Origin of the sequence: Massilia sp. BHUDP2 (assembly GCF_046236355.1) — a bacterium.
In the GTDB taxonomy this organism is placed as follows: Bacteria; Pseudomonadota; Gammaproteobacteria; order Burkholderiales; family Burkholderiaceae_D; genus Telluria; species Telluria varians.
In genome coordinates, this window is record NZ_JBJUVW010000001.1 from 2254458 (window position 1) to 2272154 (window position 17697).

General features: G+C 67.8%; 18 protein-coding genes. 7 read left to right on the forward strand and 11 right to left on the reverse strand.

From position 1 onward, the window contains the following. Positions 1 to 64: 64 nt before the first annotated feature. Both ACK6C6_RS10205 and ACK6C6_RS10210 read right to left on the reverse strand, forming a co-directional pair. The gene (locus tag ACK6C6_RS10205) at positions 65 to 850 is read right to left on the reverse strand and encodes a DUF2145 domain-containing protein (RefSeq protein ID WP_409267195.1); all 786 of its coding nucleotides are present in this window, start codon (positions 848 to 850) and stop codon (positions 65 to 67) included. After that, the gene (locus ACK6C6_RS10210) at positions 850 to 1254 is read right to left on the reverse strand and encodes a hypothetical protein (protein ID WP_409267196.1); all 405 of its coding nucleotides are present in this window, start codon (positions 1252 to 1254) and stop codon (positions 850 to 852) included. The genes ACK6C6_RS10205 and ACK6C6_RS10210 overlap by 1 nt, the downstream gene beginning before the upstream one ends. Positions 1255 to 1441: 187 nt before the next feature. Here ACK6C6_RS10210 and ACK6C6_RS10215 point away from each other — a divergent pair, with 187 nt between their 5' ends. Further along, positions 1442 to 3220, forward strand: coding sequence for an ABCB family ABC transporter ATP-binding protein/permease (locus ACK6C6_RS10215; protein WP_409267197.1), 1779 nt, complete (start codon positions 1442 to 1444; stop codon positions 3218 to 3220). Positions 3221 to 3397: 177 nt separating this feature from the next. Here ACK6C6_RS10215 and purU read toward each other — a convergent pair whose 3' ends face one another. The 5 genes from purU to ACK6C6_RS10240 all read right to left on the reverse strand — a co-directional run bounded on the left by purU (position 3398) and on the right by ACK6C6_RS10240 (position 8691). Further along, the gene (gene purU / locus ACK6C6_RS10220) at positions 3398 to 4306 is read right to left on the reverse strand and encodes a formyltetrahydrofolate deformylase (protein WP_409267198.1); all 909 of its coding nucleotides are present in this window, start codon (positions 4304 to 4306) and stop codon (positions 3398 to 3400) included. Positions 4307 to 4538: 232 nt separating this feature from the next. Next, entirely contained in the window at positions 4539 to 4895 is a 357-nt protein-coding gene (locus ACK6C6_RS10225; protein ID WP_409267199.1) for a response regulator, read from the reverse strand. Positions 4896 to 4899: 4 nt separating this feature from the next. Next, positions 4900 to 6642: a histidine kinase famiy protein gene (locus tag ACK6C6_RS10230; protein ID WP_409267200.1), complete on the reverse strand. Its 1743-nt coding sequence runs from the start codon at positions 6640 to 6642 to the stop codon at positions 4900 to 4902. 106 nt (positions 6643 to 6748) lie between these two features. Beyond that, positions 6749 to 7495 carry a LytTR family DNA-binding domain-containing protein gene (locus ACK6C6_RS10235; RefSeq protein WP_027863960.1) on the reverse strand — a complete coding sequence of 249 codons (747 nt, stop codon included), beginning with the start codon at positions 7493 to 7495 and terminating at the stop codon, positions 6749 to 6751. Further along, a complete protein-coding gene (locus ACK6C6_RS10240) occupies positions 7492 to 8691 on the reverse strand; it encodes a sensor histidine kinase (RefSeq protein WP_409267201.1) in 1200 nt (399 codons plus the stop codon). The genes ACK6C6_RS10235 and ACK6C6_RS10240 overlap by 4 nt, the downstream gene beginning before the upstream one ends. Before the next feature lie 157 nt (positions 8692 to 8848). Here ACK6C6_RS10240 and ACK6C6_RS10245 point away from each other — a divergent pair, with 157 nt between their 5' ends. Beyond that, positions 8849 to 9391 (forward strand): GNAT family N-acetyltransferase, encoded by a 543-nt coding sequence (locus ACK6C6_RS10245; RefSeq protein ID WP_409267202.1) that lies wholly within the window; start codon positions 8849 to 8851, stop codon positions 9389 to 9391. Here the strand turns inward: ACK6C6_RS10245 and ACK6C6_RS10250 are convergent. From ACK6C6_RS10250 to ACK6C6_RS10260, 3 genes are all read right to left on the reverse strand, one after another. Then, positions 9357 to 9812 carry a hypothetical protein gene (locus ACK6C6_RS10250; RefSeq protein ID WP_292041227.1) on the reverse strand — a complete coding sequence of 152 codons (456 nt, stop codon included), beginning with the start codon at positions 9810 to 9812 and terminating at the stop codon, positions 9357 to 9359. The two genes, ACK6C6_RS10245 and ACK6C6_RS10250, sit on opposite strands and share 35 nt — an antisense overlap. A gap of 55 nt (positions 9813 to 9867) precedes the next feature. Further along, positions 9868 to 11769 (reverse strand): putative bifunctional diguanylate cyclase/phosphodiesterase, encoded by a 1902-nt coding sequence (locus tag ACK6C6_RS10255; RefSeq protein WP_409267203.1) that lies wholly within the window; start codon positions 11767 to 11769, stop codon positions 9868 to 9870. A gap of 102 nt (positions 11770 to 11871) precedes the next feature. After that, on the reverse strand, positions 11872 to 12393 hold the full coding sequence (locus tag ACK6C6_RS10260) for an ankyrin repeat domain-containing protein (protein WP_409267204.1): 522 nt from the start codon (positions 12391 to 12393) through the stop codon (positions 11872 to 11874). Positions 12394 to 12633: 240 nt separating this feature from the next. Between ACK6C6_RS10260 and ACK6C6_RS10265 the strand changes: the two genes are divergently transcribed. From ACK6C6_RS10265 to ACK6C6_RS10275, 3 genes are all read left to right on the forward strand, one after another. Continuing rightward, the gene (locus tag ACK6C6_RS10265; protein ID WP_027863964.1) at positions 12634 to 13335 is read left to right on the forward strand and encodes a pirin family protein; all 702 of its coding nucleotides are present in this window, start codon (positions 12634 to 12636) and stop codon (positions 13333 to 13335) included. Between the two features lie 49 nt (positions 13336 to 13384). Next, on the forward strand, positions 13385 to 13768 hold the full coding sequence (locus tag ACK6C6_RS10270; RefSeq protein ID WP_409267205.1) for an OsmC family protein: 384 nt from the start codon (positions 13385 to 13387) through the stop codon (positions 13766 to 13768). A gap of 97 nt (positions 13769 to 13865) precedes the next feature. Continuing rightward, a complete protein-coding gene (locus ACK6C6_RS10275) occupies positions 13866 to 14807 on the forward strand; it encodes a class I SAM-dependent methyltransferase (protein ID WP_409267206.1) in 942 nt (313 codons plus the stop codon). Here the strand turns inward: ACK6C6_RS10275 and ACK6C6_RS10280 are convergent. Continuing rightward, positions 14786 to 15751, reverse strand: a complete 966-nt coding sequence (locus ACK6C6_RS10280) for a LysR substrate-binding domain-containing protein (protein WP_209586542.1) — start codon at positions 15749 to 15751, stop codon at positions 14786 to 14788. The genes ACK6C6_RS10275 and ACK6C6_RS10280 overlap by 22 nt on opposite strands. A 160-nt stretch (positions 15752 to 15911) precedes the next feature. Here ACK6C6_RS10280 and ACK6C6_RS10285 point away from each other — a divergent pair, with 160 nt between their 5' ends. Both ACK6C6_RS10285 and ACK6C6_RS10290 read left to right on the forward strand, forming a co-directional pair. Next, positions 15912 to 16514 carry a DedA family protein gene (locus tag ACK6C6_RS10285; protein ID WP_209586543.1) on the forward strand — a complete coding sequence of 201 codons (603 nt, stop codon included), beginning with the start codon at positions 15912 to 15914 and terminating at the stop codon, positions 16512 to 16514. Positions 16515 to 16612: 98 nt separating this feature from the next. Next, positions 16613 to 17692, forward strand: coding sequence for a hypothetical protein (locus tag ACK6C6_RS10290; protein ID WP_409267207.1), 1080 nt, complete (start codon positions 16613 to 16615; stop codon positions 17690 to 17692). Positions 17693 to 17697 lie beyond the last annotated feature (5 nt).

Here is a 17697-nt window from a genome sequence, read left to right on the forward strand (position 1 = left end):
CACCTTAACCGCCAGCTTGATCCTGTTCGGTTAGTTCACACACATACGACCGTGCCGGACCGCTTCAATCGACGGTCATGGTCCTGGCCTGCGGGTCGACCATGCGAACCATCCGGACCACGGCATCGGTGCTGACCGTGTCGATTTGCCCGGCCATGCGGCGCTCATAAGGGTGGTCGTCGAAGGCCACGTTGGCGCGGAACATGCGGGCGCCCAGGCGCACCGCCGCCGGCACCTCGACCGTGGGCGGCTGGAAGCCGATCGAACGCAGCCATTTCTGGGCCTCGAGCCGGGTCTCGACCTGGCCGGGCGGGGCGGCCGCGGCGGCCAGGGTCTCGAGCACCCACTGGTTCGAATTCTGGTACCTGGTCGAGTACACATAGGACAGCATGTTGTACTTCGGCTCGTGCAGGCGCACCGGGGTGCGGGTGGCCGCCAGCTTCGCCAGTCTGGCCCCGAGCTCGGGTCCGGGAATCACCAGCTGGGTTTCATGGCGGTACAGGTCGGTGAGGAAGAAATTCCCCATGCCCTCGTCGTACAGGCCTGATGCGGCGCTGCCGCAGTCGTTCAGCGCGTGCACCACGGTCCAGCGTCCCTTGGGATGGTCGCGCACCGCGATACCCATGTGCGAGTAGCGCAGGCGGTAGCGGCTCAGGTCCTGGCCGGCGCGCGAGACCAGGGCGACCTGGGCGCCGCTGGCCTCCAGGGCCTGCACCGTGCGCTGGGCCAGGTCCATCGACAGCACGACTTCGTGGGCGGCGAGCGGGCGCTCCTCGCAGGGCTGGCCGGCCCTGACGAGGACGGCGACGGCCAGGGCCAGCAGGGCGGCGCCGAACAGGCGGCGGTCCATCAGCCGGCCCTCGAATGGTGCAGCAGGGCCTTGCCCGCCTCGTTCGGGAGGAAGGCAATCGCCTTGCCCGACATCACCAGGACGTATCCCGTCGACGCCGTCACCACTTCCAGCGCGGTGCCGGCGGCCAGCGAGACGCCGGCGGCCGCCCGGCCGGACAGGCGCACCGTGGCGCGGCTGGCGTCGGCGGCGCCCTCGAGCACGACTTCGAGGCCGTCGCCGACCGTCCTGACGCTGGCCACCACGACGCTGCCGGTGGCGGCCAGGGTCAGGAGGGAGCCGCCGACGACGACGCCGGACAGGTTGGCGCTGGCATTCGACAGTTCAGACTGGCCCGCATGGCCGGCCGCATGGGTGGCGCTGCAGGCGTGGCTGAGCAGGGCGGCGAAGAGGAGGCGTTTCATATTGATCTCCGTGATGAATGTGGAGGCATCATCGGTAGCAGGCGGGCATCGTGCAAGGACGCCGCGCGAAGTAGCACCGGCCTGGCTTTTCGGTATCGGACTGCGATACCGCAGCCTGCCAACGGGGAATCTGAACGTTGTGCGTCCATAGCCTGTCCAATTCCCATCGGGGATCAGGAGACGCGCGATGGCGGGCGGTAGCGGGGAGGCGGGGCGCGGCGCCCGTATCGGCGCAGAGCTGTGGCAGGCGCTGGGCCGGCATCGCTGGCGCATCGTCGCGGCGGTCGTGCTGCTGCTATTGGCCAAGCTCGCCACGGTGGCGGTGCCGCTGCTGCTCAAGCGGATCATCGACGCTTTTTCCCAGGCCAGCCTGCCGGCCTCGCTGCCACTCTACCTGCTGGTCGGCTACGCGCTGTTGCGCTTCTCGTCCACCCTGTTCAACGAGTGGCGCGACCTGCTGTTCGTGCGGGTCACGCTCGAGGCCGTCGCGGCCTATGCGCAAAAGACCTTCTCGCACCTGCACGCGCTGGGGCCGCGTTTCCACGCCCAGCGCAAGCTCGGCAGCCTGCTGCCCGACATCGATCGCGGCACCAGCGGCATCGCCTTCCTGCTCGGGGTCGGCCTGTTCACGATCGTGCCGACCCTGGTCGAAATCGGGCTGGTGCTGGCGATCATGCTGAGCCGCTATGCGGCGGGCTTCGCCGGCATCATCCTGGTGACTTTCCTGGTCTACGCCGGCTTCACGCTGGTGTTCACGGCGCGGCGCGTGGTCTACCAGCGGCGGGTCAACAAGCTCGACTCCACTGCCAAGGGGCGGCTGGCGGACAGCCTGATCAACTACGATACGGTCAAGTACTTCAGCGGCGAGGCGCGCGAGGCCCGGCGCTTCGCCGCCATCATGGGCGACTGGCAGGAGGCCGGCCGCGCCAACCAGCGCGCCCTGTTCACCCTGCACGTGGGGCAGAGCGCCGTCATCGCACTGGGCGTGGCCGCGATCATGGTGCTGGCCGGCCAGGCCGTGCTGGCGCGCAGCATGAGCGTGGGCGACCTGGTCCTGATCAATGCCTACGCGCTGCAGGTCTGCCTGCCGCTCAATGCGCTCGGCTTCGTCTACCGGGAGGCGCGCGACGCCTGGGTGAACGCGGAGCGCCTGTTCGAGCTGCTGCGCGAGCGTCCCGAGATCCTCGATCCGCCCGGGGCACCGCCCTTGCGGCCGGGCCGGGGCGAGGTCGTGTTCGAGCACGTCAGCTTCCATTACGAGCCGGCGCGTCCGGTGCTGGTCGACGTCAGCCTGCGCATCGCGCCGGGAACCACGCTGGCCGTGGTCGGGCGCAGCGGCTCGGGCAAGTCGACGCTGGCGCGCCTGCTGCTGCGCTACTATGACCCGGCCAATGGCCGCATCCTGGTCGATGGCCAGGACATCCGCCAGTGCGCAGCCGCCAGCGTGCGCATGGCGATCGGCGTGGTGCCGCAGGAGACGGCGCTGTTCAACGACACGATCGGCAACAACATCGCCTATGGGCGCAGCGGCAGCACGCGCGAGGACGTGGTGGTGGCCTGCCGCGCCGCCCACCTGCACGAGGTGATCGATTCGCTGCCGGACAAGTACGACACGCCCGTGGGCGAGCGCGGCGTCAACCTGTCGGGCGGCGAGAAGCAGCGCATCGCGATCGCACGCGCGGTGCTCAAGAATCCACCGATCCTGATTTTCGATGAAGCCACCTCGGCGCTCGATGCCGACTCGGAACATGCGATCACGCGCGAACTGGACCGGCTGTCGCAGGACCGCACCACACTGGTGATCGCGCACCGCCTGTCGACCATCGTCAATGCGCACACCATCGTGGTGATGGACCGCGGACGCATCGTCGAGCAGGGCAGCCATGCCGAACTGTTGCGTCGCAAGGGGACCTACGCCCGCTTGTGGCTGCTGCAGCAGCGCATGGACAAGGATGCCGGACGTTGAGGGGACGCCGGCATGAACCCGCGGCCGCAAGACCGTCGCCCCGGCGAAGGCCGGGGCCCAAGTTCTGCGTGCGCTATCGCTAGCCGGTGAAGCAATTCGCTGCGCAACTGAATTGGGTCCCGGCCTGCGCCGGGACGACGTGTTACTGCTAACTCTCGAATACGGACCGATCGCAGCTCACGGACCCCGGAAGACGATCGTTTTGTTCCCGTGCAGGAAAACCCGGCGCTCGATGTGGAACTTGACCGCTGCGGCCAGCGCCATGCATTCGTTGTCGCGCCCCACCCGCACCAGCTGCTCCGGACGGAAGTTGTGGTCGACGCGGGTGACCATCTGCTCGATGATCGGGCCTTCGTCGAGGTCCGGCGTCACGTAGTGGGCGGTGGCGCCGATCAGCTTGACGCCGCGGTCGAAGGCCTGGTGGTAGGGCTTGGCGCCCTTGAAGCCGGGCAGGAAGGAGTGGTGGATGTTGATGCAGCGGCCGGCCAGGCGGCGCGCCAGCTCGTCCGACAGGATCTGCATGTAGCGCGCCAGGATCACCAGCTCGGCGCGGGTTTCTTCGACGACTTCGAGCAGGCGGGCTTCCTGCTGGGCCTTGTTGTCCTTGGTGACCGGCAGGAAGATGAAGCGGATGCCTTCGCGCTCGACCATCGGGCGCAGGTCGAGGTGGTTCGACACCACCGCCGTGATCGACATGTTCAGTTCGCCATTGCGGCGGCGGTAGAGCAGGTCGTCGAGGCAGTGGTCGTCCTTCGATACCATGATCACCGTCTTGACAGCGTCCGCCGGGTCGTGGATCTTCCATTGCATGTCGAGACGGGCGCCGCAGCCTTCGGCGAATTGCTCGCGGATGTTTTCGATGCTGGGCGAGCCGGCCTGCAGCCGGAACACGGCGCGCATGTAGAAGCGTTCGGTGGAATCGTCGTCGAACTGTTCCAGTGCGCAGATGTAGCAGTTGCGTTCGGCCAGGAAGGTGGCGACGGCGGCCACGATGCCGATGCCGGCGCGGCAGCTGGCATTGAGGATGTATTCGGTCGGCGCGTGCGGCGCCCTGGCGCCTTCGTTTGGAGTCGAGTTCGGGGTCATGCGATCGTCCTTGCGTGCGATGAAGCGGTCGTGAGTTGTGGCGCCTGCGCTGTTGCCGGCGGCGTGAAGGACAGTGCGAAGGGTGGCCGCATGCCGGTAGCGCCGCCGTGCAAGCCTCGTGGACGATGCAGACGTTGTTATTCTAACAGCATGGCGGATGCAGCCTTCGCCGTCAAGGAGCGCACGACTGATGCGCGAGGCGCAAACGCGACGAAGCGCAGGCGCCCGTGGCTCAGGATGGCTGGGCAGGCGCCAGCGCCCGCGCCACCGCGTCGACCAGGTCCTGCGGCGGCAAGGGCTTGTTCAGCACCTGCACATCCGGCGCGGCCACGCCGACTTCGGCGCCGAAGGCAGTCACGACGAGGGCCGGCAGGTCGGGATGCAGTTCGCGCAGGCGGGCGATCAGCTCGGCGCCGGTCATGCCGGGCATGCGGAAATCCGTGACCAGCATGTCAATGCCGCCGGCGCTGCCGATGGCCAGAGCTTCGTTCGGATCGACCACCGCAGTCACCCGGTAGCCGGCCCGCTCCAGATAGCGCTGGAACACGTAGACGATGGCCTCTTCGTCGTCGACCAGCAGGATGTGCATGGTGTCAGCCCTCGTGGGTGAAGCCGGATGCCGGAGTCACGCGCAGGTCGACCTTCAGGGCCTGGCGGATGCGCTCGGCCAGTTCGTTCAGCCGGTAGGGCTTGGTCAGGATCGGGAACGATGCGGCCTCGCCCTTGACGGCCGGCAGCGCGTCGATGTAGCCGGTGGCCAGCAGCACCGGCACCTCGGGCTGGCGCTCGCGCACCAGTTCGGCCAGGCGCAGGCCGTTCATCCCGCCCGGCATGATGATGTCGGTGAACAGCAGGTCGATGCTGCCGTAGCGTTCGATCATCTCGAGGGCCGCCTCGCCGCTCGGGGCGCCCAGCACCCGGTAGCCGCCGGCGCGCAGGTGGGTCTCGGCCAGTTCGCGCACCTCTTCGCTGTCGTCCACCACCAGCACGGTGCGCTTGCCCAGGATCGCCTCGGGCGTCCACCTGGTGCCGTTGCCAGAGCGCTCGCCCATGATCTCCATGGCCGACTTGGACGCCTGCGGGAACACCATGCGGATCGTCGTGCCTTGCTGCGGCGCGCTTTCGATCTCGAGGCGGCCGTGCGATTGCTGCACGAAACCGTGCACCATCGCCAGTCCCAGGCCGGTGCCCGGGCCCTTGGTGGTGAAGAAGGGCTCGGTGGCGCGCGCCGCGACTTCCGGCGACATGCCTTCGCCCCGGTCGATCACGCAGATCACCACGTAGCGGCCCGGCGCCAGGTGCAGGCGCTCCAGTTTTTCAGGGTCATCCATGGTCGAGGTGGCGACCGTGACCTTGCCGCCCTCCGGCATGGCGTCGCGCGCGTTGATCAGGACGTTCAGCAGCGCCATCTCCATGTGGGTCGGATCGAGCGTGCACGAGGGCAGGCCGGGCTTCAGGTCGAGGTGCAGGTCGACCTTGTCGCCCAGCGTGCGCACCAGCATCTCGCTGAATTCCACCACCAGCGAATTCAGGTTCAGGCGCTTCGGCTCGAGACGCTGCTTGCGGGCGAAGGTCAGGAGCTGCTGGGTAAGCTTGCCGGCCTTTTCGCTGGCCAGGCGCGCGCGGTCGATGGCCTGGCCGACGGTGATTCGGTCGTCGAGGTCGGAGGCCGCGAGCTCCAGGTTGCCGGCGACGACCTGCAGCAGGTTGTTGAAATCGTGCGCCAGGCCGGCGGTCAGCTGGCCGATCGCTTCCATCTTCTGGGCCTGCAGGTAGGACTGTTCGGAGACGCGCCGGCGCGTGATGTCCATCTGCGAGGCGAAGTAGTACAGCAGTTTGCCGCCTTCGTCGAACACCGGGCCGATGAACAGGCCGTTCCAGAACGGCCGGCCGTCGGCCTTGTAATTGAGGACGTCGACCGCCACCGCGCGCTGTTCGCGCAGGGCATTGCGGATCTCTTCGACGGTATGCGGGTCGGTCTGCTCGCCCTGCAGGAAGCGGCAGTTGCGGCCGAGGACCTGCTCTTCCTCGTAGCCGGTCAGGTCGAGGAAGGCGCGGTTCACGAATGCGATCGGGTTGTCCGGCTGGTTCGGGTCGGTCACCACCATCGGCATGCGGGTCATCTCGATGGCGGCGAAGAAGATGTTGCCGCGCTCTTCGAAGCCGGGGCGCGAGATCTGGCTGGCCTGCCAGTGGCGCACGCCCGGGTCGCCGAGCGGATTGTAGGCGCTTCCTTCCAGTTGGCCCACGCTGGGCACGCCTTCGCTCTGGCCATGGCTGGACGCGTCGTCGTGCGGAAGGCGATCCCTTTCTTCCTTGCTGCTGCCAGTTGCCATGCATCCCCCTGTTCAAAGAGAAGAACGACGCGCAGGCCGGACTTCTTGTGTGAATTATATAACAGAGGCAATTTTACAAGTCTTAAAATGACGAATTCGCGGGTTCTCAATCACGGAACAGGTGGGTGAACGTCCGGCTCACCGCCAGTTTCTCGCTGCAGCCGCGCAGCAGCACCTGCATGCGTTCTGCGTCCAGCCGTTCGACCGCCGCGATGGCGCCGACATTGACCAGGGTGGCGCGGTGAATCTGCCAGAAGCGGTCGCGGTCCAGCCCTCCCAGCAGGTCCTTCAGCGGAATCCGCACCAGCGCTTCGGAACCGGAGAGCACCACCCGCGTGTACTTGCTGTCGGACTGGAAGAACAGCACCTCGTCGACGTCGATCAGGCGGATCTGCTTGCCGACGGTGGCCTTGATCCACTTCATCTTCTCGGTGCGCGCGCCGGGCAAGGCGGTCTTCAGGTGGCGCAGCAGCTCGCCCAGGTCGGCCGGCGGCGTGCTGAGTTTCGACCGGATGCGCGCCAACGCGCGCTCCATCCGGTCGAGCTGCACCGGCTTGAGCAGGTAGTCGACCGCGCCGGCGTCAAAGGCCTCGACGGCGTACTGGTCGTAGGCCGTGACGAACACGACGTGGGCGCTGTCGCCGATGCGCTCGGCCACTTCCAGACCGGACAGGCCGGGCATGCGGATGTCCAGGAACACGACCTCGGGCTCGTGCTCGAGGTATCCATCCCAGGCGTCGTTGCCGTTCTCGGCCTGCAGCACCACCTCGGCCTCGGGCCAGCAGGTGGCCAGCATGCCGGCCAGGCGTTCGCGCATCAGCGGTTCGTCTTCGGCGATCAGGACGCGCGTCATGCCGCCTCCTTCTTCGCCGGCACATGCAGCTCCGCGCTCAGGCCCGGCTCGGCTTCGCGCAGCACCAGGCGCGCCGCGTCGCCGTAGGCCAGCTGCAGGCGCCGCCGCACGTTGTCGAGGCCCGCGCCATTGCCGGGTGTGTCGCTCATGCCGACACCGCTGTCGCGCACCCAGATGCGGATGCCGGCATCCTGCGCCGCGGCGCCGACGTGGATCTCGCCGCCGCGCAGCGAGGGCTCGATGCCGTGCTTGATCGCGTTCTCGACCAGGGTCAGGACGATCATGCTCGGGACCTCGTTTGACGCCAGCGCATCGGGGAGCGACATCTCGAAGCGCAGGCGCGCACCCATGCGGGCCTGCATCACGCGCAGGTAGGATTCGATGGTGGCGAATTCGCACTTCAGGCTGACCTGCTCGCAGCGCATGTCACTGAAGCTGGCGCGCAGGAAGGCGATCAGGTCGGCCGTGAGCGCGGCGGCGCGCGGGGCGCCGTCCGCCGCCAGCTGCTGCACCGCCCCGAGCGTGTTGAACAGGAAGTGCGGTTCGATCTGGGCGCGCAGCATGCGCAGCTGCGATTCGCTCAGCTCGCGCGCCAGGCGCTCGCGCTCGGCATCGCGTTGCAGCTGCGCCATCAGCGCGGCATTCTGGCGGCGGCGGTAGAGCGCCAGGACGATCAAGGGGACGGCGGCCAGGGCGCCGATCAGGGCCACGAAGGGAATCATGCGCATGAGCTTGGGCATCTGCTCCACCAGCGGGCGCCCGTCGCCGAGCACGATGCCGACGAAGGCGCCCAGTACGCCGAGGAGCATCCCGACGACGAACCTGCGGGTATTCTTGAACGACTGGGTGGCGTTGAACCAGACGCCGACCCCGCCCATCAGCAAGCCGAACCCCAGCAGGTTGGCGACGACCACCGGCGCAATCCAGCTACCCTTGTCGAGCGCCAATTCCATCAGGAGGCCGATGCAGGTGAAGGCGAGGGCGAACTTGGCGATCGCCAGCCAGAAGCGCCGGCCGCGGTAGGTCAGCGAGAACTCACGCAATTGCTGGCGCTCGATCGGCGACATCGTCGCCAGGCTGTCCGCCATCTTGCGCCGGTAGCCGGGCGCCACCTGCGCAGCCAGCTCCGGCCGCTCCAGGATGGCCAGGTGTTCACGTTCGAGCTCCTCGTACCAGTCGATGATCTTGCGCCACATGTCGTTCTCCTTGCTGTTCAATATAAGGCAATGTGGCAAGTCTAGGAAAGCCGATCCCGGCGTGAAAGTGCGGCGCGACGAACGACGATGGCGGTGCGACGAACGACGAGGAAGCCGGCAGCGTGCTACCATCCCGCGTTTTTATCTCGCCAGAATCATGCAGTCCGCATATCACCATGGAATCCGCGCCATGCGCCCGGCCGACCTCGATATCCTCCTCGCCGTGCAGGCGGCCTGCTACCCGCCGTCGATGCAGGAAGCGGACGAGGTGGTCCTGGCGCGCATGGGCGCGGCCAGGGAAAGCTGCATCGTCGCGGAGGATGGGGAGGGGATCTGCGCCTACCTGTTCGCCTACCCGAGCAGGCTGGGCAAGGTAACGCCGCTCGGCGCGCCCTTCGAACCCGCCGTGGAAGCCGACACGCTCTACCTGCACGACCTGGCGGTGGCGCCGCGTGCGCATGGCCGCGGGCTGGCGCGCAGGCTGGTGGAGCACCTGCTGGCGCAGGCGCGCGAGCGCGGTTTCACGTCCTCGGCGCTGGTGTCGGTGCAGGATACCGCCGGCTTCTGGGGAGCGCTCGGCTACCAAGCCGAGGCGACGTCCTGCGATACGGCGCGCGCCGCCCTGGCCAGCTATCCGGGCGAGGCGCGCTACATGGTGCGCGTGCTTACTGGACCCGGCGCACTTTTGCGGAACTGTTAGTCCCGTCGACCCTCAGGAACAGGGTACCGAACATGTTTCGTTCGATCGTGACCTTCGGGTTGCGCATCGGCGCCAGCACGGCTTCGCTACCGTCGATGATGCGCCACACCTGGCCATTGGCGAGGCGGATCTGCGAGGACGGTCCCCAGCCCTGGAAGTCGCCGGCAATGGTCGAGGTGATCGACTGCGGTTCCGCTTCGCGCTGCTTCTTCGCTTCGATGCCGAAGTTCTCCTCCTTGCTGCGCGCCGGCGCGGCCGCGGCGGTCGCCACCTGCGGGCGGGCGCCGACCTGGATGGCGTCGTAGCAGGCCAGGCGGGCGCCGGTGTCGGTCAGTGTGCGGCATTTCAAGATGCCGGCATCGTCGGCCAACGCGGCATGCGAGCTCAATGCCAGGGACAGGAACAGGGGCAGTGCTTTCATCGTCATCCTTCGGTGTGGTTACGCAAGCGTGGGATTATATCGGCAAGCCCGCCGCTCACGCCTTTGCCGAAACAGACGATCCGCCGGCCGGCTCGGCCGCATACTGGCGAATGAAGGCCGCGCAATCTTCGACCGCCAGCGGCCGCGAGTAATAGTAGCCCTGGATCTGGTCGCAATCGGCCTTGCGCAGGGCCGCCACCTGGTCCGCCGTCTCGACGCCTTCGGCGATCACCGCCAGCTGCAGGCGGTGCGCCATGGCGACGATCGCCTGCACGATGGCGGACGACTCGGCGCTGTGCGCCATGTCCTGCACAAAGGACTTGTCGATCTTGAGCTTGTCGAGCGGCAGGCGGCGCAGGTAGCCGAAACTCGAATAGCCGGTGCCGAAATCGTCGATGCTCAGCATGACGCCGAGATCGCCCAGCCCGCGCATCACGACCACGCTGCGTTCCGGGTCGGCCATTGATACGCTTTCGGTCAGCTCCAGTTCCAGCAGTCCGGGCGCGAGGCCCGATTGCTCCAGCAGTTCGCCCACCATGGCGATCACGTCGCTTTGCAGGAACTGGCGCGCCGACAGGTTGACCGCCACCGGCGCCAGCGGCAAGCCTTGGGCGCGCCAGGCGGCCAGCTGCCCCACCGCACTGCGCAGCACCCACTCGCCGATCGGGACGATCATGCCGCTCTCCTCGGCGATCGGGATGAACTCGTCGGGCGGAATGACGCCGTATTCCGGGTGGCGCCAGCGCACCAGGGCCTCGAAGCCGGCCAGGCCGCCGCTGCGCAGGTCGACCTTGGGCTGATACTGCAGGAACAGCTCGTCCTGGGCGATGGCGCGCCGTAAGTGGCTCTCCAGGGTGAGGCGGCGGCCGTGCTCGGTGCGCAGCTCCGGGGTGAAGCGGACGATTTCCCCGCGGCCCTGTGCCTTGGCATGGCGCATCGCAGTGACGGCGTTGTTGAGCAGGGCGTCGGCGTCGTCGCCGTCCTGCGGCAGCAGGGTGGTGCCGATGCTGCAGGTGAGGGCGATTTCACCGTCCGGCGTCGGGATGGCGCGGTTGGCCGCCGCCATGATGCGGTCGAACGCGCGTTCCGGTTCCGGGTGCTCGCCGCGCGCATGCAGCAGGAGCAGGAACTCGTCGCTGCCGGCGCGCGCCAGCATGTCGCCTTCGCGCAGCAGGGCCTGCAGGCTGGTGGCGAGGCCCACCAGGATTTCGTCGCCGGCGCGGTGGCCGAGGGTCTCGTTGAAGCGCTTGAAGCGATCGACGTTGATGCAGGCGACCAGGGCCGGCGTGCCGTCGGCGCGCCAGCCGGCGATGCTGCCCTGGATGGCGCGCAGCATCGCCTGGCGGTTCGGCAGCCCGGTGAGCAGGTCGTGCGCGACCAGCCAGGCCAGTTCGCCCGAGGCCGGGGAGCCTCCCGGGGCCGGCGCGCAGTCCTGCAGGCGCTCGCTCAGGGATTGCGCCGCCATCGCCAGCTGGCGGTGGTAGACCAGCTGCTCGACCATGCGGGCCAGGTCGCGCAGGGCGTCGAGCTCGCCGGGACCGAGCTGGCGCGGCCTGCTGTCGATCACGCACAGGGTGCCGATCTTCTTGCGGTCCACCGAATATAGCTGCACGCCGGCGTAGAAGCGCAGGTGCATGTCGCCGGTAACCAGCGGATTGTCGACGAAGCGCGCGTCCTGGGCCGCGTCCGGCACCACCAGCGGTTCGTCGCTGAGGATGGCGTGGCCGCAGAAGGAGATGTCGCGCGGGGTTTCGCAGGCATCCAGGCCGGTGCGTGACTTGAACCACTGGCGGTCCTTGTCGATCAGGGACACCAGGGCGATCGGCACGCCCAGCAGGCGCGCGGCGGTGCGGGTGATGCGGTCGAAGGTCTCTTCGGGCGCGCTGCCGAGCAGCCTGGTGGCGTGGAGGGCGGCCAGGCGTTGGGCTTCATCCAGCGGAATACGGGGTCGTTCCATTTGTCTCTGCTTTGCTGAACCGATGGGCTCCTTGAATGTATTACGCCAGAACCAAAGCCAGTTTGCAATCTTGCCGCAGGCAAATGAACGCGCGATGGATGCTCAGCCGAGGCCGGCCAGCAGGGCTGCCGTATCCTGCGCGCCCATGCGCTGCGCCGCCGCCAGCGCGCTGAGGCCGTCGGCGTCCAGCGCATGCGGATCGGCGCCGCGCGCCAGCAGCAGGCGGGCGATCTCGGTGCGGTTGAACATGGCGGCGAACATCAGGGCGTTCTTGCCGTTCGGGCCGGCGCTGGCAACACTCGCGCCATGGTCCAGCAGCAGGGTAGCCACCGCCAGGTCGCCCTTGAAGGCGGCGCCGGCGAGCGGTGTCTGGCCGGCGTCGTTCATCAGTTCCGGGTCGGCGCCGTGCTCGAGCAGGACAAGCGCCGTGTCGACGTGGCCATGGTAGCAGGCCAGCATCAAGAGGCTGTCGCCGCGTTCGTTGCGCAGGTTTGGCGGCAGGCCCTGCGCCAGCAGCGTGGCCAGCGCCTCGGTTTCGCCGGCGCGCGCGTGCTGGAAAACGGACCGCACGAAGGCGAGCGTGGCTTCGTCCAGCGTGTTCGGGTCGGGGCGGGCAGTCTGCATCGTCGGCTCCAGGGCTTGTTCTCCTGCGATTAGACCATATGGGGAGAACACGGGGAGCACGCCCGCCAGAGAGGTTCGAAAATTTCGATGATTCGGCGGTAAATTACTCGTTTTTCAATCCCGATCCGGGCGCGCATAATGGCTCCATCGCATCGAACGGCAGCGGCGCAACGGCTTACAGGAAGCACAACGCCGATGATCAAGGCCTTCGATGCTCACCCAATACACAAGGAGAACACCATGTTGAACGTACGTAAAAGCAATGAACGCGGCGCCGCCAGCTTCGGCTGGCTCAAATCCCAGCACAGCTTCTCGTTTGGCCACTACTACGACCTGAAACACATGGGTTTCGGTCCGCTGCGCGTCATCAACGAGGACCACGTCTCCCCGGGCCGCGGTTTCGACTCGCACGGCCACCGCAACATGGAAATCATCTCCTATGTGCTGGAAGGCGCGCTGGAGCACAAGGACAGCATGGGCAACGGTTCGGTGCTGCGCTACGGCGACGTGCAGCGCATGAGCGCAGGCAGCGGCGTGGTCCACAGCGAGTACAACCACTCGAAGGATGAGGGCGTGCATTTCCTGCAGATCTGGATCGAGCCGAACACCACCGACGAGCCGCCGGGCTACGAGGAGAAGCATTTCGACGCCGCCTCGAAGCAGGGCCGCCTGCGCCTGATCGCCTCGAACGACGGCCGTGAAGGTTCGGTGTCGATGCGCCAGGATGCCTCGATCTACGCCACGATCATGAACGGCGGCGATGCGCTGAGCCACGCGCTGGCTGCCGGACGCCAGGCCTACGTCCACGTGATCCGCGGCCGCGCCACGGTCAACGGCGTGCAACTGCAGGGCGGCGACGCGCTCAAGATTACCGACGAGGATGCCGTGCGGCTCGAGCAGGCCGAGGCGGCCGAGATCCTGGTGTTCGATCTGCCCAACTGAGCAACAAGGCGCGGGACCGCCCGCGCCATTCACGAGACGGGGGAATGCGATGGAAGTGACTGCACAAAAAGGCGAGGGCAAGCTGCAGCAGGTGATCACGATCGGCAGGCACCAGCTGCTGAGCGACGCGCCGGAAGCCTTCGGCGGCGAAGACAGCGGCGCCGAGCCGCACGACCTGCTGGCCGCGGCGCTGGCGGCCTGCACCACGCTGACGGTGACGATGTATGCCCGCCGCAAGGGGCTGGCGCTGGAGGACGTGCGGGTGCGCATCACCCACGGTCCGCTGGACGGCGGCTACGCCTTCCAGCGCCACATCGAGTACGTGGGCGCGCTCGGGCCCGAGGAGCGCCAGCGCCTGACCGACATCGCCAACAAGTGCCCCGTGCACAAGACCCTGTCGGGCGCCATCCGCATCGAGACCCAGGCGGCCTGAATTACCCGCGCACGATTGACGCGCCATGGCAGGGCGCGGGCCATTGGCATACCATCCGCTTGTCAGCAGTAACCCTGTATCGACTGCGGAGGCCGCCATGCCTGATTCATCCCATCCCCTGCTGTTCAAGCGCGGGCAATGTCCCGGTTGCCGGCATACGTCCACCCGCACGCTGTACCGCGAACCCCTGGACAGCCCCGGCATCAGCCGCTACATGCGGGACCACTACGGGCGCCGGGTCGAGCGCGAGTTCACCGGCTACGACTACGAGCTGGCCCAGTGCGAACACTGCGGCCTGGCTTTCCAGGCCCAGGTGCCGGCGCCCGAACTGCTCGAGGAAATCTACGACCGCTGGTTGCCGGCCACCGAACGCGAAGCGGTGGCGGCGCGCTGGGGCCTGGACGACTACCGCTACCTGGCCGAGCAGGTGCAGTTCATGCTCGACCATTTCCGCGTGCGTCCGGGCAGCATCAAGGCCCTCGATTTCGGCTTCGGCTGGGCCGAGTGGGCGAAGATGGCCGGCGCCTACGGGGTCGACGTGTGCGGCGCCGAGCTGTCGCAGGTGCGGATCGATTATGCGAAGTCGGTCGGCATCCCGGTGGTCGATGCCGGCGCGCTGCCGCGCGACGAATTTCATTTCATTAATACGGAACAGGTCTTCGAGCACCTGCTCGAGCCCGGCGACACGCTGAAAACGCTTGCCGGCGCACTGCGGCCGGGCGGCCTGGTGAAGCTGAGCGTACCGAACTCCGCGAAGTCAATCCGCAAGCTGCTTGGCGCCAGGGACTTCGGGGCCTTGAGTCCGGACGACATCATGGCCATCGCCCCCTTCGAGCACATCAATGCCTTCACCTACGATTCCTTGATCGCGCTGGGCCGCGAAGCCGGCCTGGTGCCGCTGCGTCCATCGCTGCGCAAGCTGTACAACGCCAGCAGCGGCTGGGTGGAACCGAAGTCGGCGCTCAAGACGCTGGCGCGCCCGGTCTACCGCCACCTGTACCCGAAGAGCACCTTCGTCTATTTCGTTCGGCCGGCCTGATCCTCGAGCTGAACCTTCAGGTGCGCCTCGTGGCAGTGGCGCGCGATCAGGCGCGCGAAGGGTGACTGCTCGCGCATGCGCTTGAGCCACCAGGCCAGCGCCGCGCCTTCCTCGCCGCTGCGCCAGGCCAGGTAGAAGGTCTCGTCCGGCTTGGGCTCGACCACCTCCTTTTCCACCAGCAGGCCGGCCTCGATCGCGGGCCGGGCCCAGGACTCGGGCAGGAAGCCGAAGCCGATGCCGCGCAGCTGGAAGGCGAACTTGGTCTCCATGTCCGGCACCGCCAGCATGTCCTGGCCGAACAGCAGACCCACCGTGCGCGGACCGAGCTGGCGCGCCGAATCCGAGACCGCGACCGCGCGGTAGTCCAGCAGGTCGGCCTTTTCCAGCGGGCGATCGATGGCGGCCAGCGGGTGGCCGGGCGCCACCGCGAACACGAAGCGGCTGGCGCCCAGGGGCTCGGCGGTGTAGCCGCCACCCGAGGGGCCTTCGCCGGCCGCGCCGACCAGCAGGTCGACCCGGCGGTCGAGCAGGGCGTCCCAGGTGCCGGACAGTACCTCGCTCACCAGGCGCAGCCGGGTCTGGTCGGCCACTTCGTAGAAGGCTTCGATGTCGGGCTGCAGGCCGCTTGGCGCGAGCATCGAATCCATGCCGATCGTCAGCTCGGTCTCCCAGCCGGAGGCAACCCGGCGCACGCGCGACTCCAGGTCGCCCGCCGCGCGCAGCAGGTAGCGGCCTTCCTTGAGCAACTCCTTGCCGGCCGCCGTCAGGGCCACTTTCGGGCCGAAGCGGTCGAACAGGCGCACGCCCAGGTCTTCTTCGAGTTTCGCGACCGTGTAGGAGATGGTGGAGGGGACGCGGAACAGTTCTTTCGCGGCGCCAGCGAACGAGCCCTTGCGGGCAATGGTTTCGACGATTTCGAGTGCGTCCAGGCTGAGCTTCAGCAATTGCGGTCCTTTGTCCTGTTGTCGGAATTCCAAGAGGGAATCTTTGCATGGTAACGGAGTGGCGTGCCAGGCGCCACATACGCCGTCCGGCCACAGGCGAGCGCTAGTGTTCTTGACAACATGCTAGTGTGGAATCCGTCCTTTCAACCAGCGATCCACCATGTTCGAATTCATCACCAGCTTCCTGGAGAAGAGCGGCTACATCGGCGTTTTCCTGCTGATGGCCCTCGAAAACATCTTTCCACCGATTCCGTCCGAGCTGATCATGCCCTTTGCCGGCTTCGTCGTCGCACGTGGCGACCTCAACTTGGTCGGCGTACTGGTCGCGGGCACGGCGGGCTCGATCGCCGGGGCCTTGCCCTGGTACTGGGGCGCACGCAAGTACGGCAAGGAACGCCTGAAGGCCTTCGCCGACCGGCACGCGCGCTGGATGACGGTCGGCAGCGAAGACATCGACAAGGCGATCGCCGCGTTTGATCGCCACGGCCGCTCGGTGGTGCTGTTCGGGCGCCTGATCCCGGCGATCCGCACCCTGATCTCGGTGCCGGCCGGGCTGGCGTGCATGTCCTGGGCCCAGTTTCTGCTGTATTCGACGATTGGTTCGCTGGCCTGGACGGGGATCCTGACCGGGGCCGGCTTCCTGCTTGAAAGCAATTACGAACAGGTGGGCAAGTACGTCGATCCGGTGTCGAAGGGTATTTTCGGCATCCTGCTGGCCTGGTACATCTACCGCGTCGTCACGCACCGGCCGGCCAAGGCCTGAGCGGCATGCAGGCCGGTTGTGGTGCGCATGCCGCACCGCAGCACGCAGGATTCCGGTGATTCGGCTACACTCGACCTGTTCGCAAGCAGGTCCCGCCCATGAAGAACCGATTGTTGGAAGACTTCGGCGACAGCCAGTCCGCTGTGCCGGTACGCCCAGTGCGCCGCGTCCAGGCTGCGCCGCCGCCGGCGCCGCAGCCACAGGCCGAGGTCGCGCCACCCCATGCCCCAGCGCCGGCCGGCGCGCCGGAGACCCCCGTTCGCCAGCGCGGCGGCGTCTGGCGCAGCCGTGCGCCAGTCGAAGCACCTGCGCCGCCGCCGCCCCAAGCGGCGCCGGCGCCGACCTTCGTGCCGCCCCGTGTCGAACCCAGCATGGCGCCGTCGGGTGCACCGGAGCCACCGCGGGCCGCCCCGCGCGTTTCGCCCGAGTTCGCCTCTTTCTCCAGCCGCGAGCCGGACTGGTCGATACCGCTGCAGCCGGAACCGCCGCCCTGGACCGAGCGCTGGGGCCGCAAGGCCCTGGGCTGGACCGTCGGCCTGGCCGCGGTCGTGGCGGTGGCCGGTACGGCGGCGTGGATGGTGCAGGAAACCCGCGTGGAATCGACGCTGGCGGTCGTGGCCGACCACACGCCGGCCCAGGAGAATCCGGCGCCGCCGGCGGTGCCGGCTGCGGCTCCCGCCTCCGAACCGGAAGCCGACGCCCGTCCGCCGCTGAGATTGTTGACGCCGGCGCCGGTGGCCACGGCGCCGGTCGAAGCGGCGCCGCCACCTGCCGACCTGGTCGACAATGTGCCGGTGGCCGCGGCGTCGGGCAGCGCAGAGATTGAAAGCTCAGCGCCGGCAGCGGTCGCGCCGCCCGCCGCGCCCCCGAAAGCCGTCGCCAAGCCGCCTGCGCCAAAGCCGGCGGCCAAGCGCGTACAGGAACGCCGCGTTGCGGCCGCGGCTTCCGCAAAACCGACACGTCCGGAACCGAAAAAGCAGCCGCCCAAGCCGGCGCGCGAACGGGTAGCGGCCCCGGCGCCGGCCCCGCCCACGCGCACCGTGTCTGCCGAACAGCCCGATCCGGAAAGCCCGCTGGCCGAAACCCTGCGTTTATGCCGCGCGGCTGGTTATCACGCCACCGCCTGCCTCAAGCGCGGCTGCGAGGCGACCCGCTTCGGCCTGGTCTGCCGCGGCTGAGCCAC

Bases quoted from the DNA above. Each gene is read 5' to 3' on its own strand.
- ACK6C6_RS10235 (WP_027863960.1), bottom strand. From the start codon at position 7,495: ATGACGCGCGTCCTGATCGCCGAAGACGAACCGCTGATGCGCGAACGC.
- ACK6C6_RS10215 (WP_409267197.1), top strand. From the start codon at position 1,442: ATGGCGGGCGGTAGCGGGGAGGCGGGGCGCGGCGCCCGTATCGGCGCA.
- ACK6C6_RS10290 (WP_409267207.1), top strand. From the start codon at position 16,613: ATGAAGAACCGATTGTTGGAAGACTTCGGCGACAGCCAGTCCGCTGTG.
- ACK6C6_RS10265 (WP_027863964.1), top strand. From the start codon at position 12,634: ATGTTGAACGTACGTAAAAGCAATGAACGCGGCGCCGCCAGCTTCGGC.
- ACK6C6_RS10250 (WP_292041227.1), bottom strand. From the start codon at position 9,812: ATGAAAGCACTGCCCCTGTTCCTGTCCCTGGCATTGAGCTCGCATGCC.
- ACK6C6_RS10285 (WP_209586543.1), top strand. From the start codon at position 15,912: ATGTTCGAATTCATCACCAGCTTCCTGGAGAAGAGCGGCTACATCGGC.
- ACK6C6_RS10210 (WP_409267196.1), bottom strand. From the start codon at position 1,254: ATGAAACGCCTCCTCTTCGCCGCCCTGCTCAGCCACGCCTGCAGCGCC.
- purU (WP_409267198.1), bottom strand. From the start codon at position 4,306: ATGACCCCGAACTCGACTCCAAACGAAGGCGCCAGGGCGCCGCACGCG.
- ACK6C6_RS10270 (WP_409267205.1), top strand. From the start codon at position 13,385: ATGGAAGTGACTGCACAAAAAGGCGAGGGCAAGCTGCAGCAGGTGATC.
- ACK6C6_RS10260 (WP_409267204.1), bottom strand. From the start codon at position 12,393: ATGCAGACTGCCCGCCCCGACCCGAACACGCTGGACGAAGCCACGCTC.
- ACK6C6_RS10205 (WP_409267195.1), bottom strand. From the start codon at position 850: ATGGACCGCCGCCTGTTCGGCGCCGCCCTGCTGGCCCTGGCCGTCGCC.
- ACK6C6_RS10255 (WP_409267203.1), bottom strand. From the start codon at position 11,769: ATGGAACGACCCCGTATTCCGCTGGATGAAGCCCAACGCCTGGCCGCC.
- ACK6C6_RS10275 (WP_409267206.1), top strand. From the start codon at position 13,866: ATGCCTGATTCATCCCATCCCCTGCTGTTCAAGCGCGGGCAATGTCCC.
- ACK6C6_RS10230 (WP_409267200.1), bottom strand. From the start codon at position 6,642: ATGGCAACTGGCAGCAGCAAGGAAGAAAGGGATCGCCTTCCGCACGAC.
- ACK6C6_RS10245 (WP_409267202.1), top strand. From the start codon at position 8,849: ATGCAGTCCGCATATCACCATGGAATCCGCGCCATGCGCCCGGCCGAC.
- ACK6C6_RS10240 (WP_409267201.1), bottom strand. From the start codon at position 8,691: ATGTGGCGCAAGATCATCGACTGGTACGAGGAGCTCGAACGTGAACAC.
- ACK6C6_RS10225 (WP_409267199.1), bottom strand. From the start codon at position 4,895: ATGCACATCCTGCTGGTCGACGACGAAGAGGCCATCGTCTACGTGTTC.